This is a genomic window from Chryseobacterium culicis (assembly GCF_900108365.1).
GTDB lineage: Bacteria > Bacteroidota > Bacteroidia > Flavobacteriales > Weeksellaceae > Chryseobacterium > Chryseobacterium culicis.
On record NZ_FNWQ01000002.1, the window covers coordinates 429,234 to 455,793 of the forward strand.

At 40.0% G+C, this 26,560-nt stretch carries 18 protein-coding genes and 1 pseudogene; all 19 read left to right on the forward strand.

The annotated features are described in order from the left end of the window. Positions 1 to 22 precede the first annotated feature (22 nt). The 19 genes and pseudogenes from BLW74_RS08275 (at position 23) to BLW74_RS08365 (ending at position 26,514) form a co-directional block, all read left to right on the forward strand. A complete protein-coding gene (locus BLW74_RS08275; protein ID WP_089691541.1) occupies positions 23 to 706 on the forward strand; it encodes an MBL fold metallo-hydrolase in 684 nt (227 codons plus the stop codon). A 284-nt stretch (positions 707 to 990) separates the two neighbouring features. After that, complete coding sequence (locus tag BLW74_RS08280) at positions 991 to 2,310, forward strand: aspartate kinase (protein WP_089691544.1); 1,320 nt, start codon at positions 991 to 993, stop codon at positions 2,308 to 2,310. A 310-nt stretch (positions 2,311 to 2,620) separates the two neighbouring features. After that, the gene (locus BLW74_RS08285; RefSeq protein ID WP_089691547.1) at positions 2,621 to 2,806 is read left to right on the forward strand and encodes a hypothetical protein; all 186 of its coding nucleotides are present in this window, start codon (positions 2,621 to 2,623) and stop codon (positions 2,804 to 2,806) included. A gap of 619 nt (positions 2,807 to 3,425) precedes the next feature. Continuing rightward, the gene (locus tag BLW74_RS08290; protein ID WP_089691550.1) at positions 3,426 to 4,151 is read left to right on the forward strand and encodes an NUDIX hydrolase; all 726 of its coding nucleotides are present in this window, start codon (positions 3,426 to 3,428) and stop codon (positions 4,149 to 4,151) included. A gap of 16 nt (positions 4,152 to 4,167) precedes the next feature. Further along, positions 4,168 to 5,652: a xylulokinase gene (locus BLW74_RS08295; protein WP_089691554.1), complete on the forward strand. Its 1,485-nt coding sequence runs from the start codon at positions 4,168 to 4,170 to the stop codon at positions 5,650 to 5,652. Between the two features lie 107 nt (positions 5,653 to 5,759). After that, entirely contained in the window at positions 5,760 to 7,088 is a 1,329-nt protein-coding gene (gene xylA, locus BLW74_RS08300; RefSeq protein ID WP_089691557.1) for a xylose isomerase, read from the forward strand. 95 nt (positions 7,089 to 7,183) lie between these two features. Beyond that, positions 7,184 to 10,078, forward strand: coding sequence for a SusC/RagA family TonB-linked outer membrane protein (locus BLW74_RS08305; protein ID WP_089691560.1), 2,895 nt, complete (start codon positions 7,184 to 7,186; stop codon positions 10,076 to 10,078). A 12-nt stretch (positions 10,079 to 10,090) separates the two neighbouring features. After that, positions 10,091 to 12,049, forward strand: a complete 1,959-nt coding sequence (locus BLW74_RS08310; RefSeq protein WP_089691563.1) for a RagB/SusD family nutrient uptake outer membrane protein — start codon at positions 10,091 to 10,093, stop codon at positions 12,047 to 12,049. Between the two features lie 79 nt (positions 12,050 to 12,128). Continuing rightward, positions 12,129 to 13,304 (forward strand): mannonate dehydratase, encoded by a 1,176-nt coding sequence (uxuA, locus tag BLW74_RS08315; protein WP_089691566.1) that lies wholly within the window; start codon positions 12,129 to 12,131, stop codon positions 13,302 to 13,304. Positions 13,305 to 13,335: 31 nt separating this feature from the next. Next, positions 13,336 to 14,151 (forward strand): SDR family oxidoreductase, encoded by an 816-nt coding sequence (locus tag BLW74_RS08320; RefSeq protein WP_089691569.1) that lies wholly within the window; start codon positions 13,336 to 13,338, stop codon positions 14,149 to 14,151. 130 nt (positions 14,152 to 14,281) lie between these two features. Then, complete coding sequence (uxaC, locus tag BLW74_RS08325; RefSeq protein WP_089691572.1) at positions 14,282 to 15,700, forward strand: glucuronate isomerase; 1,419 nt, start codon at positions 14,282 to 14,284, stop codon at positions 15,698 to 15,700. A gap of 4 nt (positions 15,701 to 15,704) precedes the next feature. After that, positions 15,705 to 16,703: a sugar kinase gene (locus BLW74_RS08330; protein WP_089691575.1), complete on the forward strand. Its 999-nt coding sequence runs from the start codon at positions 15,705 to 15,707 to the stop codon at positions 16,701 to 16,703. Further along, a complete protein-coding gene (locus BLW74_RS08335) occupies positions 16,700 to 17,335 on the forward strand; it encodes a bifunctional 4-hydroxy-2-oxoglutarate aldolase/2-dehydro-3-deoxy-phosphogluconate aldolase (protein WP_089691578.1) in 636 nt (211 codons plus the stop codon). The genes BLW74_RS08330 and BLW74_RS08335 overlap by 4 nt, the downstream gene beginning before the upstream one ends. Beyond that, a complete protein-coding gene (locus BLW74_RS08340; RefSeq protein WP_089691581.1) occupies positions 17,336 to 18,610 on the forward strand; it encodes an MFS transporter in 1,275 nt (424 codons plus the stop codon). Positions 18,611 to 18,775: 165 nt separating this feature from the next. Next, positions 18,776 to 20,494 carry a glycoside hydrolase family 43 protein gene (locus tag BLW74_RS08345; protein WP_089691584.1) on the forward strand — a complete coding sequence of 573 codons (1,719 nt, stop codon included), beginning with the start codon at positions 18,776 to 18,778 and terminating at the stop codon, positions 20,492 to 20,494. A 116-nt stretch (positions 20,495 to 20,610) separates the two neighbouring features. After that, positions 20,611 to 22,185: pseudogene (locus BLW74_RS08350) on the forward strand (glycoside hydrolase family 43 protein). A 100-nt stretch (positions 22,186 to 22,285) separates the two neighbouring features. Next, positions 22,286 to 23,158: an alpha/beta hydrolase gene (locus tag BLW74_RS08355; RefSeq protein ID WP_089691587.1), complete on the forward strand. Its 873-nt coding sequence runs from the start codon at positions 22,286 to 22,288 to the stop codon at positions 23,156 to 23,158. Between the two features lie 39 nt (positions 23,159 to 23,197). Continuing rightward, positions 23,198 to 24,574: a glycoside hydrolase family 43 protein gene (locus tag BLW74_RS08360; RefSeq protein WP_228424824.1), complete on the forward strand. Its 1,377-nt coding sequence runs from the start codon at positions 23,198 to 23,200 to the stop codon at positions 24,572 to 24,574. After that, positions 24,574 to 26,514: a glycoside hydrolase family 97 protein gene (locus tag BLW74_RS08365; protein WP_228424826.1), complete on the forward strand. Its 1,941-nt coding sequence runs from the start codon at positions 24,574 to 24,576 to the stop codon at positions 26,512 to 26,514. The genes BLW74_RS08360 and BLW74_RS08365 overlap by 1 nt, the downstream gene beginning before the upstream one ends. Positions 26,515 to 26,560 lie beyond the last annotated feature (46 nt).

Consider the following 26,560-nt stretch of genomic DNA (forward strand, 5'->3'; position numbering starts at 1 on the left):
CTGTAGATTTGTACAAAAAAATATGTTACGTCAAATTGCTCCTGAGGTATTCCACATTTCACTGATGCCACGAAACAGCATTAACTGCTATATTATTGAAGGTGTATTGGTAGATTCCGGAATACGGAGCTCATATACCACAGTAAAGAAGACTCTTCAGAAAATTCCCGTTTATCAGCATGTGCTGACACATGCCCACGCAGACCATCAGGGGTGTAGCGATCAGATCTGTGCCGAGTTTAACATACCTTTACTCTGCCATCCTAATGAAGTTTTCAGGACGGAAACAGGCATGGTAACCAACGATTATCCCGCTCCGCAGCACTGGATCGCAAGGCTTCAGCAAAAATACTGGGCCGGCCAGGGGCATAAAGTTGAACAGACAATCGCTGAAAACGATAGGATAGGCAACTTTACAGTAGTGGAGACACCCGGACATTCACCAGGTCATATTTCTTTATTCCGTGAGCGGGATGGAGTATTGATCATCGGAGATGTGGCAACAAATATGAATTTGCTTACCACAGCAGTTCGTTTGGGACTTCCACCTAATATATTTACATCAGATCAGAGGCGAAATGTCCAATCGCTCAAGAAATTGGCAAAACTTAACCCTGCTGTCATCTGTTTTGGTCATGGCCCCGTACTGAGAAATACTGATCGGAAGTTTGAAAAATTTGTAGAGAATTGCAGCGTTTCTGGTTAAAAATAGAACATAATGAAATTGCCTGCGAATTGTTCCCATCTGAAAAATCATGATGAGAATCTTAAATTTAACTCGTACTTTTTTATAAAAGATTAGCAAAAAAATGTATATTTGCCGAGCAAAAAAAGAAAATGATAGTATCTAACTTAAAAAAAGGAAAGAAACAGTACTTACGTCCAACGTCGTGAGTCAGTTTCCTATTGGTTAGAAATTAAATAAAAAAGGAGCTTGTCATCACGACAGGCTCTTTTTTTTATTGATAAAAATTAACAATTAATCTTATTATGAAAGTATTGAAATTTGGAGGGACCTCAGTAGGAAGTCCGGAGCGTATCGAACAGTTATTATCAATAATCAGATCTCAACAGTCAGATAAACATCTTGTGGTTTTGTCAGCTGTTTCAGGTACGACAAATGATTTGGTGAAATTATCTGAGCTTTATGAAAACAAAGATATTGAAGCTGCCTACAAGCATATTGATGGACTACAGCAGCAATATATAAAATTTGTAAATGAGTTGTTTAAAACTGAAAAAGGAATTTTGGAAGCTTTAGCTTTTATTGACAAGATTTTTGATATTTTTTATCAGTTCAAACATAAAAATTTTTCTTCTACTGCAGAACGTATTATTCTTGCGCAAGGTGAGATTATTTCAACCACCCTTTTTCATTTATACTTAAAGGAAAAACAAGTTTCTTCTGTATTATTATCAGCATTAGATTTTATGGTAATTGATGAAGACAAAGAACCCAATATTGATGAAATAAGAAAACAGGCAGCTGTTGAAATTGCAAAATATCCGGAAGATACTTTATTTATTACCCAAGGGTATATATGCAGAAATGTTCAGGGTGAAATTGATAATCTGCAAAGGGGAGGTTCTGACTATACCGCTTCCTTGCTGGGAGCAGCATTGCAGACAGAAGAAATTCAAATCTGGACAGATATTGATGGTTTTCATAATAATGATCCGAGATATGTTCAGAATACAAAATCTATAGCCAGACTTAGTTTTGATGAAGCTGCTGAACTATCGTACTTTGGCGCTAAAATCCTTCATCCCCAAAGTGTTTTTCCTGCAAGAAAATATAATGTTCCTGTAAGGTTACTGGATACAATGAATCCATCTGCCCTCGGAACATTGATTTCTGGAGAGGCTACCAATCAAAATCAAATTGTGGCAATAGCTGCTAAAGATGGAATCACGGCTATCCGTATTCAATCTTCACGTATGCTGATGGCCTATGGTTTTCTGAGAAAGGTTTTTGAAATTTTTGAACGGTACAAAACACCTATAGATATGATTACCACTTCTGAAGTAGCTGTTTCTCTTACCATTGATCACACGGAAAATCTTTCTGAAATTATAAGAGAACTAAACACCTTTTCGGCTGTTGAAATTGACAGTGAACAATCTATTATATGTATTGTAGGTGATTTCAGGAAAAATAATCACGGATATACAACCATTGTCTCTGAAGCAGTAAAGCATATTCCAATACGAATGATTTCCTACGGAGGAAGTGAAAATAATATTTCATTATTAGTTCCCTCGGTTTTTAAGGTAGAAGCTTTGAGATCACTGCATAACAGACTTTTTTAGAAAAATAGATAGGTAGTGAAGAAGGTAAAAATAATATAAAATTTGATTCAAGTTAGCGATATCAGAATGTACCACGAAAATCGAAATTTCTTTAAACGGTGATGTATATGGCGCAGGCATTTTTAATGGGAAAAGAAGTTTTGAAGATAAAACTTGTTTAAGACCAGATCACTTTACTTATCATTCATTAAACTTTTACCTCCCTATTGATACGGGAGGTTTTTTATATTATGAATATCCAAAACGATCTCTAACCTTTTTTTCTGCTACTGGAATTTACAATGTACACGATTGAGAAAGTAATAAAAAGATGTCTTTTAGTATTGATAATTCCATTGAAGTTACTAAATCAGGCGGAACGATCATCAATATTCCCAGCCGATTAACTGTAGAAATTACAGGAAAAACCAAAGCGAAAGGTATAAATGGATATTTCATTTTGGTAAAATCCTATAGTGAGTACATGAAAGAAATTGCTTCTTTACTAGTGAAGTAATGAAATATCAGTGGGAAGTCTCCAGTGTTAGCGACTAGTGACATTGCAAGAAATGAGCTTCGAATTTATCCCCAAAACCCGGAAAAAACCTTGAAGGAAGCTTTTCGTAAGAAAACTTGACAAATTAAACATGTACATTTTTTTTACTTGTATTCATGAAATTTTCAAATAAGACCGTTGTTTATATTACGATTTTTCATGTTTGCATTATGATACCAAATTGTTGTTTAGCTTAATTGTTTCGTAATTATTTCTGGTTAGAGTGTAAAAAATGGTAATCAAAAATAACAATTTGCATCTTTTTTAATAATAAAAAGTGTGTTTTTTACATTTTTTTTGCGTGCAAAATGAAAAAAAAATCAATTATTCTTATCATAATATTTATTCAAAAAAAAATAATCTTTTTAAGACTCATATCCAATTGCAATTGATTGTGAATTCATATCTTATGAAATTGCTAAGTGTAAAATTAATGATAACCTTATCATATTTTTTATACAATTGATATCATAAAAATTCGATATGTAATTGATTGATAAGCAGTAGATAATAGCGGATTTATTTTTTTTATTCAGATGAATTTTTATATTTGTAATGTTACCAAAATGTTAACAAACTAATGAATCAGAACTTTATCCATACCTATGTCTCTGTAGATTGTGTTGTCTTTGGATTTGACCATGAAAACAGGTTGAATATACTATTAGTGCAGCGCCATGTTGATGATGTGCCGCTGGAAAAACAAATCAAGCTTCCGGGAAGTCTTATTTTCAGTGATGAAGATGTGGATGATGCCGCACAAAGAGTGCTTCATGAGCTTACCGGCATAAAAAAAATGGTGCTCAAACAGTTCAAATGTTTTGCAGACCCTATGAGAGCAAGCAATGTGCATGATATCAAATGGATGGATCAGGAATACAAACATCATATAGACAGGATCATTACCGTTGCTTATCTTTCTCTTTGCAAAATAGATCACAAGATCAACAGTACAAAATATGATACCGTAGACTGGTATCCCATTGATGAGGTTCCGTTATTACCTTTTGACCATAACAAAATTATCAATGAATCTTTAATGGAAATCAGAAAGTGGATTGAATCTGACTTCTCCATTATTTTTGAGCTGCTCCCTAAAAGATTTACCATAAGACAGCTCTATCAGCTCTATAGCGCTTTAAATGAAAAGAATATTGATATCAAAAACTTCCACAAAAAAATATCATCATTCCCTTATATTGTTCCTTTGGATGAAATTCAAAAAGATGTATCACACCGCGCAGCAAGATATTACCGATTTGATGCGAAGATTTACAAGAAAAACAATACAAAACTTATAAAATAACCTCCTTACAATAATTATGTACTTACTAGGCTATGACATTGGCAGTTCTTCTGTGAAAGTGTGTCTCATTGAGGCATCCAGTGGAAAAGTGATTGCTTCCGAATTTTCTCCCAAAAAAGAAATGAAAATAACTGCGATCAATCCCGGATGGGCAGAACAGAATCCGGTCGACTGGTGGACCAATCTGAAGCTGGCGCATGAAGCTGTTATGCATGAATCCGGAGTACATCCTGAAGATATCAAAGGAATTGGAATCACCTGGCAGATGCACGGTCTGATTCTGGTAGATAAAGATCAGAATGTGTTAAGGCCATCTATTATTTGGTGTGACAGCCGTGCTGTGCCTTATGGCGAAAAAGCGTTCAAAACAATTGGAGAGGAGAAGTGTCTTTCCCACCTGTTGAATTCACCAGGAAATTTTACCGCTTCAAAACTCGCTTGGGTAAAAGAAAATGAACCGGAAATTTTTGAAAAAATAGACAAAATAATGCTTCCTGGAGACTATATTGCAATGAGACTTTCCGGGCAGATAGGGATGACCATTGAAGGATTGTCAGAAGGAATTTTCTGGGATTTTAAAAATAACTGTATTTCGGAAGATATCATTAATCATTATGGAATTCCTGAAAGCTTTTTCCCGGAAATTGTTCCTACGTTTGGTATACAGGCTACAGTTTCCAGAGCAGCAGCTGAAGAATTAGGCTTAAGAGAAGGTACCCCCATTTCATACAGAGCAGGTGACCAGCCCAACAATGCGCTTTCCCTGAATGTCTTCAACCCCGGAGAAATTGCCTCAACAGCAGGAACTTCAGGAGTTGTATATGGAGTGCTGGATCAGCTGGAGTATGATAAGCTATCACGAGTAAATACATTTGCCCATGTCAATTATACACCGGAGCAGATCAGACTGGGCGTTTTATTATGTATCAATGGTACCGGAATCTTAAATTCCTGGTTAAAGCACAACTTTGCCACCTCACTTTCTTCTTACGGAGATATGAATGATATGGCTTCGCTTTCACCTATTGGCTCTAAAGGTTTAAGTATCATTCCTTTTGGAAACGGAGCCGAAAGAGTGCTGGAAAACAAAGATACAAGCTGCTCTATTCACGGAATTAATTTCAACATACACTCTAAAGGAGATATACTGCGTGCAGCGCAGGAAGGTATTGTATTCTCTTATGAATACGGAATGGATATCATGAGAAATATCGGAATGGATATCCAGGTGATCCGTGCAGGAAACGCCAACATGTTTTTAAGTTCAATTTTTCGCCAGTCGCTGGCCAGTGTGAGCAATGCGGTCATTGAACTTTATGATACCGACGGGGCGGTAGGTGCCGCAAGAGCCGCAGGTATGGGAATCGGATTTTATTCAGATTCCAGAGAAGCATTTTCTTCACTTGAAAAAATAGCGGTAATAGAACCGGAACACGAAAAACAGGAACAATATTCAGAAGCATATGCCAGATGGAAACATCATCTTAAAGAAATAATCTAGACCATTGACAACAGCATTTTTGATCCGCTTACTGACTTTAAAAAATCAGTGAGAAGGGGATTTCTACGCAAAATTTTAAAAAACAAATTAAAAATAATCAAATAAATATGAACACTTTAACAGGTACAAAAGAGTTTTTTACAGGTATCGAAAAAATTAAGTTTGAAGGGAAGGAAAGCAAAAACCCATTGGCATTCCGTTATTATGATGCCGAAAAGATCGTAATGGGGAAACCCATGAAAGACTGGACAAGATTTGCAATGGCATGGTGGCATACCCTGTGTGCAAACGGGAGCGATCCGTTTGGAGGACCTACCATTCACCACCCATGGGATATCGGGAACGATGCCGTGACCAGAGCTATGCATAAAATGGATGCAGGCTTTGAATTTATGTCTAAAATGGGCTTCAGCTATTACTGCTTCCATGATATTGATCTGGTAGACCCTGCCAATAACTGGAAAGACTATGAGAAGAATATGCAGACGATTGTAGAATATGCAAAACAAAAGCAGCAGGAAACAGGTATCAAGCTTTTATGGGGAACGGCCAATGTCTTCACGCATGAAAGATACATGAACGGTGCTTCTACCAATCCGAATTTTGATGTGGTGGCATGTGCAGGAACACAGGTGAAAAATTCAATAGATGCTACCATAGCACTTGGAGGAGAAAATTATGTATTCTGGGGTGGAAGAGAAGGATATATGAGCCTTTTAAACACAGATATGAAACGTGAAAAAGATCATCTTGCACGTTTTCTTTCCATGTCAAGAGATTATGCACGTCAGCAAGGATTTAAAGGGACTTTCCTGATTGAACCCAAACCTATGGAGCCTACCAAGCATCAGTATGATTATGATTCTGAAACCGTAATAGGATTCCTGAGACATTACGGGTTAGATAAAGATTTCAAATTGAATATCGAAGTAAATCACGCCACACTGGCAGGTCATACCTTCGAACATGAACTTCAGGCGGCTGTTGATGCAGGCCTTTTAGGAAGCATTGACGCCAACAGGGGAGACTATCAGAACGGATGGGACACAGACCAATTCCCGATTGACTATTATGATATGGTTCAGGCATGGCTTGTACTGCTTCCGGCAGGAGGTCTGGGAACAGGAGGAGTAAACTTTGATGCTAAAATCAGAAGAAATTCCATTGATGCTGAAGATCTGTTCATTTCCCATATTTCCGGAATGGATGTATTTGCAAAAGGACTTCTTGCTGCAGCTGATATTCTTGAAAATTCAGATTATAAAAAACTGAGAACAGACCGCTACGCTTCTTTTGATAACGGAAATGGAAAAGCATTTGAAGACGGTACGCTTACCCTGGAAGACCTTCAGAGAATCGCTCACGAAATCGGTGAACCACAGCCAAAAAGTGGAAAACAGGAATTGTTTGAAGCCATCGTGAATATGTATATATAATAAAAAAGTAAAAGGCTTATAAACACTAAGGATTTTTCTAAACGATAATTATTAAACAGCCTTTTATTCAACAACTAATACTAAAAATAATAATTATGAACCGATTTTATTTCAATAAAAGCAATAGAGCGGCATTATTTTTTGCAATGACTTTATTGCCTTCCGGTATTGCATATTCACAGGTTAAAAAAGATACAGTAGCTAAGGAAAATAAAATAGATGAAGTTGTTGTGATAGGATACGGAACCCAGAGAAAAGAAGCTGTAACAGGTTCCGTTGCTACTGTTAAAGGAGATGCATTGCGTGAGGTACCTTCTGCCAATATTACCCAGGCACTGCAGGGAAGAAGTGCAGGTGTTGATATTTCACAAACGTCTACAAAACCCGGGGCTGCCATGCAGATCCGTATCAGGGGAACAAGATCGCTTACAGGGGATAATAATCCATTGATTGTACTGGACGGTATTCCTTTTGTAGGATCTCTGGGAGACATAAGCTCCAGTGATATTAAAAGTATTGATATCCTGAAAGACGCCTCTGCTACAGCAATCTACGGATCAAGAGGAGCAAACGGGGTCATTCTTGTTACCACCAACAGAGGAGCAAAAGGACAGAAACCTAAATTTACTTACAACACCTTTACGGGAGTTCAGACTTTATTTTCAAAATATCCCATGATGGATGGGCCTAAGTTTGCCCAGCTGCGTGCTTACGCAATTCCGGCAGGCAATACAACCCCTTTGTATTCAAACGGAGCCGATGAAAATAACAGTGTCAATACAGACTGGCAGAGCCTGTACTATAAACCGGCCATGATGACCAGCCACGATATTGGTGTATCAGGAGGAACAGAAGGCGGAAATTATAATGTAGGCCTGTCATACTTCAAGCAAAATGCATTAATTCCTATTCAAAGTTACGAAAGGTTTGCCCTTCGTATGGCCATAGACCAGCAGGTGGGATCTATCTTTAAGTTCGGTTTTACAACCAATACCAATTATTCCGTTTCTGAGGGGAATGGAGTAAATCCGGGAGCGGTTCTGGGATATTCTCCTATCGCCAATCCATACAATGCGGATGGAAGTCCTAAAAGAGTAATGACTACAGCCGGAGGTATAGACCAGTCTTGGATTTATACCCGGGGAAGCCTGGAAAATCTGGGCGATAAATATATTGATGAAACCAAATCTTTTGCATCCTATAACAATCTTTACGGAGAAGCCAGTCTTCCGATCAAAGGATTGAAGTACAGATTGAATGTGGGGTTGGATTTCCGTACCTCAAACAGCGGCAATTACACCGGTGTAGGAGTCTTTAATACCAATCCACTTGGACCGTCAGCGGCAGGAAGAGGAAATAACCAGACTTACCATTGGGTATTGGAAAACCTTTTAACCTATGACCGTACATTCGGTAAGCATAAGGTAAATGCTGTAGCACTGTATTCCGCAGAACAGAATAAGTATACAAGTTCTTACATGAGTGCAAAGAATGTTCCTGCAGATTTTTTCCAGTACTACAATCTCGGACAGTCACCGCAGGCTGATATTACAGTAAAGCCTGAAGATCAGGTGTATTGGAAAACAGGTCTCCTTTCCGCTATGGGAAGAATCATGTATACCTATGATAACAAATATATGCTTACGGCAACACTTCGTGCCGATGGATCTTCCAGACTGGCACCTGGAAACAAATGGCACACCTATCCCGCATTATCATTAGGGTGGAATGTTACCAACGAATCTTTCATGCAGAATATCAAAGCGATTAATCTCCTTAAATTCAGGGCAGGATGGGGACAGACTTCCAATCAGGCCGTGGATCCGTATTCTACGATGGGAAGGTTTAATGTAGCTCCTTACAATTTTGGCAGCGCAGGAAGTACAGGGATTTATGGAAATCAGCCGCCTAACCCGAATTTGGGCTGGGAGTACTCAAAAACACAGAACTACGGAATTGATTTCGGAATCTTGAATAACCGTCTTACGGGAAGTGTAGAATATTACAAAACCCATACCTTTGACCTTTTGACGCAGAAAAGCCTTCCGGCAACAAGCGGCTGGACTTCCATCGTTTCCAATGTAGCAGAAACAGAAAATAAAGGAGTGGAAGTTTCATTAAACGGTGTTATTTTTGATAATCCTGACGGCTTTACATGGGAAGCGGGAGTTAATTTCTATACCAACAAAAACAAAATTTTATCCCTTGCTTCAGGAACTACACGTGATGTCAACAACCTATGGTTTGTAGGTCATAATATCAATTCATTATATGATTATCAGTATATCGGTCTTTGGCAGGCTGGTGATCCTTATCAGAGTATTCTCGAGCCGGGAACCGCTGCAGACGTTGTAGGATCTATTAAAGTTCTTTACACTGGTGGTTATAATGCAGACGGAACACCGGTAAGAGCTATAGGTCCGGACGACAGACAGATTTTTGATACAGCACCGAAATTTCAGGGAGGATTTAATATGCGTTTTGCTTACAAGAACTTTGAGCTTAGCACTGTAGGAGCCTTCCAGCACGGAGGAATCCTGATAAGTACCATTTACGGATCTGCCAGTTATCTTAACAGATTAACGGGAAGAGGAAATAACGTAGATGTGGATTACTGGACAGAAGATAACACCGGAGCTTACTTTCCGCGTCCCGGAAGACATTTAAGTGGTGATAATCCAAAGTATTCTTCTACTTTAGCCATGTTTGATGCTTCTTATCTTAAGCTTCGTACCATTACCTTAGGCTATAATGTTAATAAAGATTTTTTAAAGGATTTAAAAATTACCAGCCTTCGTATTTACTTTACGGTAACCAATCCGGTAGTATTATTTTCTCCTTATCATAAATTCTCAGGAATGGATCCGGAACCCAACTCTTTCGGAAATGAAAACCAGGCAGTAAGCGGATATCAAAACCGCCAGCTTGTTATTGGAACCAATAACCCTTCTACAAGAAATTATTTAATGGGACTCAACTTAACCTTTTAAAACTGTACTGTCATGATAAATTTTAACAAAAAACTGCTGTTAGGAGCAATCTTTTTATCCTTAACATTTACAGGATGTAACGAAATTCTTGATGAGCAGCCAAGATCAATATATACCGCAGATTATTTCAACACACCGGATGGCGTTAATCAGGGGTTTACGTCCCTGTACAGACAGCTCCGTTTATTGTATGGAAACGGTTACTTTATGAGTAATTGCCAGAATGGAACAGATGAGTCTACCTGGGCACAAAGTGCGGATGGTAACTTTAAGGAACTTGATATGTCCGGAAACGGCAATATCAACGCCAATACTTTCCCCACCAGTATGGTCTGGAACTCTGTGTTCCCTTATATCAACACAGCCAACGGAATTATCGAAAAAGGACCCGGTTTCGGAATTGCGGAATCTATGATTTCCGAAGCGCGCTTTTTCCGTGGATTTTACTATTTCATGCTGGTGCAGACTTATGGAGGCGTTCCCTTGGATTTAGGGGCAGGAGAACTAAAATACAATACTTTGCCTGCAACAGCTTCCGCAAGAAATACAGTACCTGAAGTATACACAAAAACGGTTTTTGCTGATCTTAAAAAAGCAGTAGAAAACTTACCTGCCTCTCCAAGGGTAACGGGAGGGGTAACGAAAAATGTGGCGAGACTCATGCTGGCTAAAGCGTATCTTACCTATGGATGGTGGCTCCAGAACCCCAATAATATCCCAACCTATCCCGAAGCATCCAGAACTGATCCAGACGGGCACAATGCCCAGTGGTACTTCCAGCAGGCCTATGATATCGCGATGGATGGAATCAACAATCCAGGATCCTATGCGCTTCAGCCTACTTTTTACGACGTAAATGTAGGTTCAAATGACAGAAATACCGAGTCGATGCTGTACGCAGACCACACCCAGTCAAGCACTTATTACAATGAGAGTGATCCCGTAGGATTTGGGTCAGGATGGGCTCCGGACAACTTTGCAGCCTGGATGCAGACCTGGAACTATACTGCCATTAAAAGCAGTAAAACCACAGCATGGGCAGGAGCCGATGTGGTAAGCGCCGTACAGAGAGAAGCAGCACAGCCGTTGGGACGTCCGTGGGTTCGTATGTGCCCTACCTTGGGAGTGATCAAAAATACTTTTGCGGATAAAACCAACGATTCCCGTTACGATGGTACTTTTGTGACGACCTACAGAGGAAACTGGAACAAGAACGGAACAGGTCTTACTTCCGTTCCTGTACTTTATAACGCGAATAATTTACCGGTACAACCCGGAGGAGCCATCCTGAGCTTTCTTAATGATGACAGCCAGACTCCTGCTTATCCTACAGGAGCCGGACAAAGCGGCGTAGGTGCGGGGACCCTTTCAGGAAGAGCAGATTGGGTAATTGCACCTAATGGAATCAGCAGAATTGTATATCCAGGTCTATGGAAAATAGGAACCTACCGTACCGATGACCCGAACGGATTAGGATACCCGAATGCGGGGTTAACACGTCCTTTCAGCGTTGCCAAATTTTCAGAATTCTATTTTATTGCAGCAGAAGCAGCCGTAAAAGGAGCATCAGGTGCTATGACCGCCAGAGACCTTATCAATGTTATCCGTGCCCGTGCCGGAAAATGGAAGTTCAATAATGCCCAGAATACAGCCTACGTAGCCGATAACAGCGCTGCAATGATCGCTGCCACACCATCCGTAATTACCATAGATTATATCCTTGCAGAAAGATCCCGTGAATATTACGGAGAATTCTACAGATGGTATGATCTGGTCCGTACACAGAAATGGGGAGATTATGCCGCAACCTACCAGATTGGTGGTGCTTCTTATGGAGATCATACACCGCAGACGGTTACAAGAACAATCAATCCTTTTCATTATCTGAGACCTATTCCTCAGAATCAGATTGATGCAATGGAAGTATCGGCAGATATTAAAGCAAAATATCAGAATCCCGGATACAACTAATTTCATTTTACATTCATATCAGCAGCAGAGTAGGTGTGAAAGCACCTGCTTTGTTTAACTGAATTTAAATTTAAAATCTATGGAAAAAACCTGGCGCTGGTTTGGAAAAAAAGACAAAATAAAACTCAGTACGCTCCGTCAGATCGGAGTAGAAGGAATTGTTTCTGCACTGCATGATATCCCAAACGGAGAAATCTGGAATCTGGAGGCCATCACTGATTATAAAAACAATATAGAAAGTCACGGACTTCGCTGGTCTGTTGTGGAAAGTCTTCCCGTTAGCGAAGCGATCAAATATGGAGGTGAAGACCGTGACTCTTTAATAGAAAATTATATCAAAAGCCTTGAGAATCTGGGCAAAGCAGGCATTACAACAGTTTGCTACAACTTTATGCCAGTCCTCGACTGGGCAAGAACCGATCTCTTTCATGAATGGGAAGACGGTTCGTCCTCACTTTATTTTGACAAAGCCAAGTTTGCGTACTTCGAAATTCATATTCTTCAAAGAGAAGGAGCCGAAAGCGATTACAGCTCAGAAATCCTTCAGAAAGTAGAAGAATTAAAAAATACCCTAACAGAAAAAGATAACAATGATCTGATAGACTCAGTTATTGTAAAAACACAGGGATTTGTTAACGGAAATATCAGAGAGGGAGAATTAAATCCTGTGGAAAAGTTCAAAAGTTTATTGGCATTGTATGATGGAATCGATAAAGACAGACTTCGCCGGAATATGCAGTATTTCCTTAAAAAAATAATGCCCGTGTGCGAAAAATGGAATATCCAGATGGGCGTACATCCAGATGATCCGCCATTTTCATTACTGGGTTTGCCAAGAATAGTGACCAATGAGGAAGATATTGATTGGCTTCTGAATGCCGTTAATAACCCTCACAACGGATTGACGTTCTGCACAGGATCGCTGAGTGCCAACCTTCAGAATGACGTTCCAAAGCTGGCTCAGAAATTTGCCCGCCGGACAAAATTTGTTCATCTGAGAAGTACAAATGTCTTTGAAAACGGAGATTTCATAGAAGCCCATCATTTAGGAGGCAGAGGTAAGCTCATTGAAGTGATCCGTATTTTCGAAAGGGAAAATCCTGAGCTCCCTATGAGAATTGATCATGGAAGGCTTTTGACAGAAGACATTGACAAAGGTTATAATCCAGGCTATTCATTTTTAGGAAGAATGCTGGCACTGGGCCAGATTGAAGGAGTAATGGCTGCTGTTCAGTCAGAATTACAGAAAAATTAAACTGCGTTTGTAATAAAATAATAAAAAGTAAATGAAAGACCTGTTTAGTATTAAAGATAAAGTAGCAGTGATCACCGGGGCATCAGGCGTTCTGGGGGGAAGTCTGGCAAAAAGCTTTACGGATGCCGGAGCAAAGGTGGTGGTTTTAGGGAGAAACCAGGCAACACTGGATGACAGGGTTAAAGAACTGACTGCTAAGGGCGGCGATGCGCTGGCTGTTGAAGCCAATGTGATGGATATTGAAAGTCTTGAAGCAGCCTCAGAAAAAATAAAAGAAAAATATGGCAGAATAGATATTCTGCTCAATATAGCCGGCGGAAATATTCCGGAAGCTACCTTATCTCCAGATCAGTCATTTTTTGACATGGATATCAAAGGGTGGAATGAAGTTACCGGTCTTAATATCAATGGAACCGTTTATCCAAGCTATGTTTTCGGAAAAGTAATGGCCGGGCAGGCAAGCGGAAACATTATTAATATTTCCTCCATGGCCGCTTATTCAGCGATAACAAGAGTAGCCGGATATTCGGCAGCCAAGTCGGCGATTACCAATTTTACCCAATGGCTGGCCTCTGACCTCGCATTGAAATTCGGAGATAAAATTCGTGTCAATGCGGTGGCACCAGGGTTCTTCATTGGTGATCAGAACCGTGCTATTCTTTTGAATCCGGATGGAAGCCTGACCGATAGAAGTAAAAAAGTAATCGCCAAAACACCCATGCAGCGATTTGGCGAAGTAGAGGAACTGAATGGTGTTGTACAGTTTCTATGTTCTGATGCCGCAAGTTTCATTACAGGAGCACTGATTCCTGTGGATGGGGGCTTCAGCGCATTCAGCGGAGTGTAAAAAACTAATTTCTTTCATATACAGTAAACAGAACCTTAATGGTTTCATTCGAGGTTCTGTTTTTTAACAGTGGCTTTTCTAAAGCCTTGTCAGGCAAAGAGAATTAAAATCCAGAATTGTAAAGTAAATAATGAGTAATTCCATTAAAAATAAAGAAGTTTTCGGAGAATCTTTTCTTCTTGAATCAGCGAAGGCAGAAAATCTGTATTTCGGCTATGCTAAAGACATGCCGGTCATTGATTACCACAATCATCTTGAACCGGATGTTATTGAAGCCAACCAGCATTTCCGCTCTCCAACTGCGATATGGCTGGATGGTGATCATTACAAATGGAGGGCTATGAGAAATTTTGGAATTGATGAACATCTGATCTCGGGAAAAGCTGCAGATCAGGAAAAATTCAGGAAATGGGCAGAGGTAGTGCCTTATACGCTTCGGAATCCATTATTTCACTGGACGCATCTTGAACTTAAAAATCCTTTTGGGATCAACGAATACCTGTCACCGCAAAACGCAGACGAAGTGTATCACAAGATGGATGAAAGCCTTCAGACCCCCGGTTTTCTGCCGCAATCCATTATTGAGAATTTTAAAGTAGAAGCACTGTGTACTACGGATGATCCGGCAGATGATCTTGCGCATCATATAGCGTTAAAAAGCAGTGGTTTTGCAACCGCAGTTCTTCCCGCCTTCCGTCCTGATTCCTATATTACTATTACGAATCCCGAAAACTATCTTTCAGGAATAAAAAAGCTGGAAAAAGTCTGTGGATTTTCCATCACGTCAGTTTCTGACCTGTTGAATGCCCTCCAGTCAAGAGTCAATTATTTCGTGGAAGCAGGCGCAAAAGTAGCCGATCATGGCTTTGAATATTTCCCGGATACAACAAAATGGAACACTACTCTTGAAAAAGAATTTTCCGAATTTCTGCAGGGTAATCTTACCTCATTTTCAGATCCGGAAGCCTTATGCGGCCATATGCTGAAAGAACTTTGCAGAATGTACTCAGAAAAAGGCTGGGTGCAGCAGTTTCATGTAGGAGCAACCAGAAATAATAATTCTGAAATGCTCGGAAAAATTGGCATCAATGCAGGTTATGACGCTATAGGAGAAAACTATTATGCACAGAAACTGAGCATGCTGCTTGATCAACTGAATAGCGAAGGAAAACTTGCCAAAACGATTATCTACAATTTAAATCCGGCATTCAACGAAGTTCTGGCATCCCTTGCCGGAAACTTCAATGAGGGTGGAGTCAGATCCAAAATACAGTGGGGTGCAGCCTGGTGGTTCCTTGATCAGCTTGACGGAATGACAAAACAGATGAATACGCTTTCCAATATCGGATTGATCAGTACGTTTGTCGGTATGTTAACCGATTCCAGAAGTCTGCTTTCATTTTCGAGACATGATTATTTCAGAAGGCTTTTATGCAGTCTTTTTGGAAGCGAGATGGAGAGAGGTCTTCTTCCCGATGATGAACAATGGGTAGGAAAAATCATTCAGGATATCTGTTATCACAATACAAAAAAATATTTTGAAATCTAATACCATGCAGAATTCAGCTAAAATAATATGCTTCGGAGAACTGCTTCTCCATTTCGCTCCCGATTCTGAAGGAAACTGGCTCAATGGGCAGTCTCTGAAAATTTATATCGGAGGAGCTGAATATAATGTGGCAGCAGCACTTTCCCAGTGGAAGAATTCTGTAAAACTGTTAACCGCTTTACCGGAAAATTTTTTAGGAAATCAATTGGAATTTCAGCTTAAAAATAAAGGTATAGAAGTCATTGCAGAAAAAACTCAGGGAAGAATGGGAACTTTTTATCTTTCTTCCGACAGCGATATGCAGAATGCGTCAGTTATTTATGACCGTTTTCCGTCCGTTTTTACCGGATCAGATTTCGAAGCATTCAGTGATGATGAGCTGTTTTCAGAGGTAAAATGGCTGCATATCAGTACCATTACTCCGGCATTAAGTGACAATGCATTCCGGAAATGTTTACATATCATGAAAGAAGCCGGAACACGAAATATTACGGTGTCTCTCGACCTCAATTACAGGGCACTGCTTTGGCAGAATAAAAATCCTCATATAATCAGAGAACTCATGCCTTTTGTCGATGTTCTTATGGGAAATATCTGGTCCGCTGAGCAGTTCCTGAGTATTCCTGTTGAATATGAGCTCAATGGAAATTCTGACGATGAAAACCTCCTGAAACAGGCAGAAAAAACAGCGCTGGAAATCAGGAAGCAATTTCCAAATGTAAAAAAGATAGCCAATACCTTTCGGTTTACGCATGGAGAAGAGGTCAATTATTTTGCCACTTTATATACGGACGAGCATCTTCTGGTTTCAGAACAATATAATTCAGGCAGGATTGATGAAAGGGTAGGAAGCGGTGATGCTTTTATGGCAGCTTTAATCCACGGAATTTTAAAAGGAAATCCTGAAAAACAGATTCTTGAGGATGCTGCAAAAGTTGCTTTCAAAAAGCTTTTTGTAAAAGGAGATACTATTGATGACAGCATTAATATCGAAAAATTATGAGTGAAATACTACAAAGAATAAAAGAACAGAAAATTGTTCCGTTGTTTTATAACGAATCATTTGAAGTCTCAAAAAATATTATCAATGCTTTGTACAAATCAGGAATCCGTGTGATCGAATATACGAACCGCGGCCATCAGGCACTGGAAAATTTCACAAAGCTGAAAGAAATTTCTCATACTGAATTTCCTGGCCTTCTGCTGGGAATCGGAACGGTGAAAAATAGACAGGAAATGGATGATTACGCCGCTGTAAAGGCAGACTTTATCATTACACCGGTCATCAGTGAAGCATTGGTAAAACATGCTCTTGAAAAAAACATCCTGCTGATTCCCGGCTGTTTTACCCCTTCCGATGTCAATATTGCATATCAGAACGGTTTAAAACTGGTTAAAATATTTCCGGCAGATGCTTTAGGCAGGAATTATATCAAATCTATACAGCCTGTCTTTCCGGGAATGAATTTCATGCCTACCGGAGGAATCAATGCAGCACCGGAAGATATTAAGGAATGGCTCAATGGCGGAGCTATAGCGGCTGGATTGGGAAGTTCACTCATTGGAAAAGATGTTAATGAAGAAGAACTGACTCTGAAAACAAAGAATTTATTGCAACAACTTAATCATAATTAAATGCAGGCTCCTCAAAACCGTAATATAAGATGGTGGATGCTGTCTCTCGTTTTCCTTGCCACTACGATCAATTATCTTGACCGTCAGGTCATGGGTTTGCTGAAACCCGTGCTGGAAAGAGAATTCAGCTGGGATGAAAAAGATTACAGCTATATCGTCATGGCCTTTACCACCACTTATGCGATCGGTTATATGGCGATGGGACGCTTTATAGACAGAGTGGGAACCAAAATAGGGTACGCCGTTTCCCTTATTGTATGGAGTCTGGCCTCAATAGGACATGGGTTTGTAAAAAGTACCATAGGATTTATTATAGCGAGAAGTACGCTGGGAATCAGTGAAGCCGGAAACTTTCCTGCCGCCATCAAATCTGTAGCGGAATGGTTCCCTAAAAAAGAAAGAGCATTAGCAACAGGAATTTTTAATTCAGGAGCAACGGTGGGAGCCATATTAGCACCGCTGATTGTTCCTTTCATTCTCGGACATTACGGCTGGAGACAGACTTTTGTGTGGATTGGTGCTCTGGGTATGATTTGGATTATCCTTTGGTGGAAATTCTATGCCGTACCGGAAAAAACAAAAACTCTAAGCAGGGAAGAACTGCAGTACATCAAAAGTGACCAGAATGAAAAAACAGAAGAAAAAAAGCAAATTCCTTTATCAGAATTACTCAAATATAAAGTGACATGGTCATTTGCCATCGGTAAAATATTAACAGACCCTATCTGGTATTTCTTCATGTTCTGGCTGCCTGCATATTTCTCAGATGTGTTCAAAATGGATTTAACAAAACCGTCTATTCCGTTGATCATTATTTACAGCGGAACCACGATAGGAAGCATTGGCGGAGGCTATCTCTCATCATTTCTCATCAAAAAGGGCTGGGCGATCGGGAAAGCCAGAAGCTTAACGATGTTGCTCTTTGCTTTAATGGTTGTTCCGGTCATGTTCTCAAAATATGTAGATAATATGTGGCTGATTACCCTGGTTATTGCTCTTGCTACAGCGGCACATCAGGGCTGGGGAGCGAATCTTATGACCACGGTTGGCGATCAGCTGCCTAATCATTATGTAAGCTCTGTAATAGGTTTTGGCGGAATGCTCGGTTCAGCAGCAGGAATTATTTTTCCGCTTTTTATCGGAATTGTTCTCGATGCTTTTAAAAAGTCTGGAAACATCAACGGAGGCTATAATATTATATTTTTTATAGCGGGAATATCCTATGTTACAGCCTGGGGACTGATCAAAATAATCAACAGAAAGAAAACCGTATGACAACTATATATAATGATCTGTAATCCATTATAACAATAAAATATGAATTCCCCTGCTGAGTGCAACGCGCCTGCAAATCTGCGGACTCAGTGCTAAAAAAAGAATTACGATAACTAACAGATATTTAAAAACTGTAAAACATTAAAAACTATAAAAAGAATAACAATGAAACAGAATATAATGAATTTAGCTTTTTTCAGGAATAAAACCCATATCCTTGCAGCAGCAGCTTTGCTTTCTGTGACTACTGTTTCTGCCCAGACATTCTCTGATTTTACGTACCAGGGAAATGATAAAATATACAATGACAACCCTCTTAAACCGGACGAATTCTATTCTCCTATTCTTCAGGGCTGTTATCCGGATCCCAGTATTACCAGAAAGGGAGAAGATTATTATCTCGTAAACTCTTCATTTTCAATGTTTCCGGGAGTTCCTATTTTTACATCTAAAGATCTGGTAAACTGGAAACAGATAGGACACGTACTGGACAGACCTTCACAGCTAAAAGTTGAAAAATCAGGGGTTTCGCACGGAATTTATGCGCCGGACATCAAATACAATAAGCACAACGACACTTTTTATATGATCACTACCCAGTTTGCAGGCGGTATCGGAAATATGGTCGTAAAAACAAAAGATCCTTCAAAAGGATGGAGCGAAGTTCAGAAACTTAATTTTGAGGGCATTGATCCGGCGATGTTCTTTGATGATGACGGAAAAGCGTATATCGTTCATAACGATGCCCCGCCGCAAGGAACCGAGCAGTACAACGGCCACCGCGTTATCAAAATGTGGGACTATGATCTTGAAAAAGACCAGGTGGTGCCGGGCTCGGATAAAATTATTGTCAACGGTGGAGTTGATCTATCTCAAAAACCCATCTGGATTGAAGGTCCCCATATTTACAAAAAGAATGGTAAGTACTATCTGATGTGTGCTGAAGGAGGAACCGGAGGTAATCACAGTGAGGTTATCTTTATGGCTGATTCTCCAAAAGGACCTTATATTCCGGCTGCCGGTAACCCGATTCTTACACAGCGTTATTTCCCGAAAGACAGAAAAGAAAAAGTAGACTGGGCCGGTCATGCAGATCTTGTAGAAACTCCGGACGGCAAGTATTACGGAGTATTTCTTGCCATACGCCCCAATGAGAAAAACCGGGTTAATAAAGGCCGTGAAACATTCATCCTTCCGGTGGACTGGACTGGAAAATATCCTGTCTTTCAGAACGGGCTCGTTCCTATGAAACCCAAGCTTAAATTGCCGGAAGGTACTCAGAATCTGAATGGGCAGAAAGGATTTTTCCCCAATGGAAACTTCACTTATACAGATAAGCTTACAGATAAAAATCTGGACTACCGATGGATTGCCATGCGCGGACCCCGCGAAAGTTTTATTAGCGTAACAAAAAACGGAGTAAAAGTAAATCCTTTTGAAACTAATATTAAAGCATTGGCCCCCGTATCTGCGTTATTCCACAGATTACAGCATGAATCATTCGAAACTTCTGTAACCCTTGATTTTAAGCCCAAATCTCAAAAAGAGCTGGCTGGAATTACCTGCTATCAGAGTGAAACATTCAATTATGTTTTCGGAATCACGAAAAAGGACAAGGATTTCTACATCGTACTGGAAAGAACTGAAAAAGGAACATCAAAGCTGATCGCAAGCGAGAAAATATCTTTATCAAAGCCGGTTAAACTACAGGTTGTTGCCGATAGAGATGAACATAGCTTTAACTACTCAACAGGCGGTAACAGCTATAAAAATCTTGGAGGACCCGTTTCCGGTGATATTCTTTCTACGGATGTGGCAGGAGGTTTTACAGGAAGCCTCATAGGGCTTTACAGCACGTCCTCCAATGATATCGTTCCCAATTAATTGAGCATCAGCAATGTCACACTGAGTTTGTCGAGGGTGTTTCCTTTTAAAATTGAAAAGTAAAACCAAACATACAATACATTTTGAAAATCAAAAAATCTTATATAGTTTCTTTATTGGGGTTTATCGGGCTGAATCTTCTCTCAGCCCAGGTAAATCCTTCCGGAAAACAGGGCACAGCATTTACCAACCCAATTATTTGGGCAGATGCACCGGATTTATCCATTACCAGAAACGGAAGTGATTTTTACCTGATCAGTACCACCATGCATCTGATGCCCGGAGCTCCCGTAATGCATTCCAAAGATCTGGTCCATTGGGAAATGTCCGGATATGTTTTTGATACACTGAATGATAATTCAAAATATAATCTGCTGAACGGAACAGTCTATGGAAGAGGGCAGTGGGCTTCTTCAATCCGTTACCATAAAGGGAAATATTATGTCTTATTTTCTCCGAATGATGAACCTTTCAAATCTTATTTCTATGTGACTGATGATCCCGAAAAAGGAAAATGGAAACTCATCACAAGAACGCGCCATTTTCACGATGCTTCACTGTTTTTTGATGATGATGACAGAATCTACGTTTTCACCTCCAATAAAGTTTTTGAGCTGAGCCAGGATTTTAAAGAAGTTATCGGAAATCCGGATGGAACCGAAGTCTTTCAGAAAGATGATTCGGAAACCGGACTTCTGGAAGGCAACCAGATCATCAAAAGAAACGGAAAATACTACATGATGATGATCTCGTGGCCTAAAAACGGGAAACGCCGCCAGGTCGTCTACAGATCAGACCAGGTAAAAGGTCCGTATGAGAAAAAAATAATTCTGGAAGATAATTTTTTAGGGTTTTCCTACGCAGGTCAGGGCGCTTTGATAGATGATGAAAACGGCAACTGGTATTCTCTGATTTTCCAGGACAGAAACGGAGTGGGACGTGTTCCTTTATTGCTGCCCGTTGAATGGAAAAACGACTGGCCGGTGTTGGGAGATAATGGGAAAGTCCCCTTGAAAGGAGAAGTTCCGCTTCCGCCATTCAAAGCGAAAAATCATCTGGTAGAAAGTGATGAGTTTTCCGGTAAAAAAATGAAAATTCAGTGGCAGTGGAATCATAATCCTGTGAATGAAGCATGGTCTTTATCCGAAAGAAAAGGATTTCTGAGACTGAAAACCAGCAGGGTAGTAGATAATCTGTAAGCTGCACCAAATACTTTAACTCAAAGGATGGAAGGTCCGGTTTCTTCAGCGGTTGTAGCAATGGATCTCAAAGGAATGAAAGATGGAGATGTTGCAGGTTTCAGCGCCTTCAACGGGGATTCCGGGATTTTGTCAGTAGTAAAGGAAGGTAAAGAAAAATTCATTGTTTTTTCAACCAATGAAGTAAGCCTGGACAGTAAAACCAAAGCGATTACCGGAGTTAAAAAAGAAGAAAAAAAACGGATTCCTCTCAATTCGGATAAGGTTTTCCTGCGTATTGATGCGAATTTTAATCTTGGGAAAGATCTCGCAGATTTTTATTACAGCACTGATCAGAAGAACTGGACAGAGATGGCAAAAGACTACAAAATGATCTTTGATTACCGTAGATTTTTTATGGGATCCAAATTCGCAGTTTTCAATTATGCCACTAAAAATACCGGAGGTTTCGTAGATGTTGATTTTTTTAGGATCAATGAAACAGGAAAATAATAATAGAAGCACAGAAAATCTGTGATAAATAAGCAAAAAAATAATACACTATTATTTTTTTATCCAAAATAATAAGTGTTGAAACTACAAATAAAAAATCATGAATAAGTCAGTTGTATTAGCATTAGGTTTTATGCTGTCAGGAGTTTTTATTTCTGCACAGGCTTTTGATAAAAAGGTACCACAGGATTTTGATATAGAAAAAAAGGAAATTCCACACGGAAAAATTGATACTATACAGTATTCTTCGGCAACGGTTGGAACTACACGTAAAGCTTTGGTATATACGCCTCCCGGATATAAAAAAAGCGCTCAATATCCCGTTCTATATCTGCTACACGGTATTGGAGGAGATGAAAAAGAGTGGTTTAAAAATGGAACTCCGCAAATTATTTTAGATAATCTGTATGCCAAAGGAAAACTTTCTCCCATGATTGTTGTACTTCCCAACGGCCGGGCGATGAAGGACGACAGGGCAACCGGAGACATCATGGCAAAGGATAAAGTAGAAGCTTTTGCAACCTTTGAAAAAGACCTGCTGAATGATCTGATCCCCTTTGTAGAAAAAAAATACCCTGTAAAAAAAGATAGAAACGACAGAGCCATTGCGGGACTTTCCATGGGAGGCGGCCAAACCCTGAATTTCGGATTGGGAAATATAGACAGATTCGCTTGGGTAGGTGCCTTTTCGGCAGCTCCGAATACCAAAGAACCTCAACAGCTTCTTCCTGATCCCACAAAAGCTAAACAATTAAAGCTTCTCTGGATTTCCTGCGGAGATCAGGACAGGCTGATGCCCTTCAGCAAAAGAACAAGCGGGTATCTTACAGACCATAAAATTCCTCATATTTTTTATGTAGAACCGGGCGGACACGATTTTAAGGTGTGGAAAAATGATCTTTATCTGTTTTCGCAGCTTCTTTTCAAGCCTGTAAATCAGGAAGATATAAATAGCACTCTGAAATCAGAATAACCATCAGATTAAATTTTTTTTAAATCCAATTCCCATTCTATGAATATCAGTAAACTATATCTCAGCATAATGCCATTGATAGGGTTTTCCCCAATGGGATTTTCCCAGAATCCTATCGTACAGACCAGTTATACAGCGGATCCTGCTCCCATGGTTTATAATGACAGACTATATGTGTATACCACTCACGATGAAGATGATTCTACATGGTTTACCATGAACGACTGGAAAGTATATTCCACGAATGATATGGTCAACTGGACGGATCACGGAACAGTACTTTCCTATAAAGATTTTGACTGGGCAAAACGCGATGCCTGGGCTGCACAATGCATTGAAAGAAACGGGAAGTTTTTCATCTATGCTCCCATGTGGTCCAAAACCAATAATAAAGGCGCCATTGGTGTTGCTGTAGGCGACAGTCCGTTTGGACCCTTCCATGATCCATTGGGAAAACCGCTTGTGCAGAGCGAATGGGGAGATATTGATCCCACTGTTTTTGTGGATGATGACGGCCAGGCTCATATGTATTGGGGAAACCCTAAGCTTAAATATGTAAAGCTGAATGAGGATATGATTTCCTATTCCGGAAGCATCACAGAAGTTCCGATGAGTGAAGAATCATTTGGTAAAAGAGAGGGAACACCTAATCCGGAAAGACCTTCAAAATATGAGGAAGGGCCCTGGCTGTACAAAAGAAAAAATTTCTATTATCTCTTCTGGCCTGGAGGTCCTCTACCCGAATTTATAGGATATTCTACCGGAAAAACAGCACAGGGACCGTGGAAATACGGAGGCATTATCATGCCTGCAGAAGGAAAATCATTTACCAATCATCCCGGCGTTATAGACTTCCGGGGGAAAACGTATTTCTTTTATCACAATGGTGCATTGCCGGGCGGAAGCGGTTTTACAAGATCGGTAAGTCTGCAGGAACTTACATTCAATAAAGACGGTTCCATTTCACCGTTTTCAATGACTGACGGTATTACCAAAGCTATTGCAGCAGTTAATCCTTATTCGTTCAATCAGGCAGAAATGATTGCCTGGTCGGAAAATGTAAAATCCTATCAGAATAAAGAGGCTGGTGTTTTCATCAAAGCAAAGAAAAATGGGGCTTATACCAGTGTAAAGAATGTTGATTTCCGGAAAAAAGGAGTTGCTGCCTTCTCTGCAAGAGTAGGAACTACCCATAATAGTGACGTTACAATGACCGTTCATCTGGATGCTGTGAACGGACCCGTTGCCGCTACGGTAAAGGTTCCGCTGACGGGCGGGGATGACCGCTGGGAAACCGTAAAAGTTCAGTTGACTGAAAAAATTACCGGTATCCATGATCTGTACTTTGTATTCAATGGAAAAGCCTCAACAGATATTATGTACTTCGATTACTGGACCTTTCTTGAAAATAATTAATGATGAGAAAAAAAGTTTTATATATTGTATGCAGCCTGCTGCTGATAAGCAAAAGCTTTGCACAGGTGGCGGAAATCACAAGTCCTGACGGTCAAATTAAGCTCCACGTCTTTTCAGAAGGAGGTAAGGTTTTGTACGATGTTACCTTTGACGGAATGATAATGCTGGAAAAATCTCCGTTAGGCCTGGTAACCAATGAATCCGATTTTTCAAAGAATCTGAAATTCTCTGACAGCAAAAAAGAAGTGATTTCTAAGAAATATACCAACCTGAAAATCAAAAAATCCAATATTGATTATCACGCCAATACGTTAACAGTTCATTTTATCAATGCAGACGATTATCAGATAGGTGTTGATTTTCAGGTAAGTAACAATAATATTGCTTTCCGTTACACCATTCCTCCAATGAAAGATCGGTTAAGCATTGTTGTACAGTCAGAAATAACAGGCTACAGATTCCCGTCGCAGACCACTACTTTTCTTTCCCCCATGATGAAACCGATGACAGGTTTCGCCCGGACCGCTCCTAGTTATGAAAGCGGCTATAAAGCCGATGCCGGGCTGGGAATACCATCTGATTACGGCTATGTTTTCCCCGGCTTGTTTCATATCGGAAATGAGGGATGGCTGTTACTTTCAGAAACTGGGGTGAACAGTATGTACTGCGCTTCCCATCTGGAGACCACAGCAGAGGAAAACCTTTACAAAGTAGCCTATCCGGATATTGCTGAAAATAACGGTTTCGGAAGTACCGGAGCCGCGGTTTCTCTTCCCGGAAAGACACCGTGGAGAACAATTACCGTGGGCCGCTCTTTGAAACCCATCGTAGAGACTACCGTTCCTTTTGATGTTGTAGATCCTATGTATGAGCCTTCACAGGAGTATCAGTTCGGGAAATCTACCTGGAGCTGGATTCTGTGGCAGGATAAAAGTATGAACTACGATGATCAGGTAAAATTCATAGATCTTGCCGCTGCGCTGAAATACCCGTTTATTCTCATGGATGCGCTTTGGGATAAAAATATAGGCAAAGACCGTATGAGAGCGCTTATTCAATATGCAAAATCAAGAAATGTCGGGGTATTGCTTTGGTACAATTCCAATGGAGCAGCCAACGATGCGCCTATGGGACCAAGAAATAAGATGAGCTCATCCGTAGAACGTAAAAAGGAAATGAAATGGCTGAAAGATGTTGGTGTAAAAGGACTGAAAGTAGATTTTTTCGGAGGAGACAAACAGGAAACCATGCGTCTTTATGAAGATATTCTTTCAGATGCCAATGACTATGGCTTAACCATTATTTTTCACGGAGCTACCTTGCCGAGAGGCTGGGAAATAATGTACCCGAACTATGCAGGAAGCGAAGCCGTTCTCGCTTCAGAAATGCTTTATTTCTCAGAAGATGTGCGTAAGCAGGAAGCTTTTTTTGCCACACTTCACCCCTTTATCAGAAATACCGTGGGGAGTATGGAATTCGGAGGAACTTTTCTCAATAAATACCTGACAGAATCCAACAGAGACAAAAATAAAAGACATACCACAGACGGCTTTCAGCTGGCTACAGCAGTTCTTTTTCAGAATCCTGTTCAGATGTTTGCCATTATGCCCAATAATCTTACAGATGCACCGGAATTTGAACTTGACTTTATGAAAGAAGTTCCTACACTTTGGGATGAAACGGTCTTTATCAACGGCTATCCCGGCAAATATACAGTAATTGCAAGAAAACACGATGAACATTGGTATGCAGCAGGTGTGAATGCAGAAAAACAATCAAAAAAGCTGAAAATGAAGCTTCCGATGTTCGCCGGAAAAACGATAAAACTGATCAATGATGATGCAAAAGGAAATTCTTCAGAGAAAGAAGTGAAAATAAATGCAAAAGGAGATTTCAGTATTGAAATACAGCCGCAGGGAGGCTTCGTCCTGAAAGATTAAATCAACAATCCTTACAGGTTTGATACCATCAAAGCCCGATTAAAAA

Excerpts from the sequence above, each read along its gene's own strand:
- BLW74_RS08275 (WP_089691541.1), top strand. The coding sequence starts at position 23 with ATGTTACGTCAAATTGCTCCTGAGGTATTCCACATTTCACTGATGCCA.
- BLW74_RS08280 (WP_089691544.1), top strand. The coding sequence starts at position 991 with ATGAAAGTATTGAAATTTGGAGGGACCTCAGTAGGAAGTCCGGAGCGT.
- BLW74_RS08285 (WP_089691547.1), top strand. The coding sequence starts at position 2,621 with ATGTCTTTTAGTATTGATAATTCCATTGAAGTTACTAAATCAGGCGGA.
- BLW74_RS08290 (WP_089691550.1), top strand. The coding sequence starts at position 3,426 with ATGAATCAGAACTTTATCCATACCTATGTCTCTGTAGATTGTGTTGTC.
- BLW74_RS08295 (WP_089691554.1), top strand. The coding sequence starts at position 4,168 with ATGTACTTACTAGGCTATGACATTGGCAGTTCTTCTGTGAAAGTGTGT.
- xylA (WP_089691557.1), top strand. The coding sequence starts at position 5,760 with ATGAACACTTTAACAGGTACAAAAGAGTTTTTTACAGGTATCGAAAAA.
- BLW74_RS08305 (WP_089691560.1), top strand. The coding sequence starts at position 7,184 with ATGAACCGATTTTATTTCAATAAAAGCAATAGAGCGGCATTATTTTTT.
- BLW74_RS08310 (WP_089691563.1), top strand. The coding sequence starts at position 10,091 with ATGATAAATTTTAACAAAAAACTGCTGTTAGGAGCAATCTTTTTATCC.
- uxuA (WP_089691566.1), top strand. The coding sequence starts at position 12,129 with ATGGAAAAAACCTGGCGCTGGTTTGGAAAAAAAGACAAAATAAAACTC.
- BLW74_RS08320 (WP_089691569.1), top strand. The coding sequence starts at position 13,336 with ATGAAAGACCTGTTTAGTATTAAAGATAAAGTAGCAGTGATCACCGGG.
- uxaC (WP_089691572.1), top strand. The coding sequence starts at position 14,282 with ATGAGTAATTCCATTAAAAATAAAGAAGTTTTCGGAGAATCTTTTCTT.
- BLW74_RS08330 (WP_089691575.1), top strand. The coding sequence starts at position 15,705 with ATGCAGAATTCAGCTAAAATAATATGCTTCGGAGAACTGCTTCTCCAT.
- BLW74_RS08335 (WP_089691578.1), top strand. The coding sequence starts at position 16,700 with ATGAGTGAAATACTACAAAGAATAAAAGAACAGAAAATTGTTCCGTTG.
- BLW74_RS08340 (WP_089691581.1), top strand. The coding sequence starts at position 17,336 with ATGCAGGCTCCTCAAAACCGTAATATAAGATGGTGGATGCTGTCTCTC.
- BLW74_RS08345 (WP_089691584.1), top strand. The coding sequence starts at position 18,776 with ATGAAACAGAATATAATGAATTTAGCTTTTTTCAGGAATAAAACCCAT.
- BLW74_RS08355 (WP_089691587.1), top strand. The coding sequence starts at position 22,286 with ATGAATAAGTCAGTTGTATTAGCATTAGGTTTTATGCTGTCAGGAGTT.
- BLW74_RS08360 (WP_228424824.1), top strand. The coding sequence starts at position 23,198 with ATGAATATCAGTAAACTATATCTCAGCATAATGCCATTGATAGGGTTT.
- BLW74_RS08365 (WP_228424826.1), top strand. The coding sequence starts at position 24,574 with ATGATGAGAAAAAAAGTTTTATATATTGTATGCAGCCTGCTGCTGATA.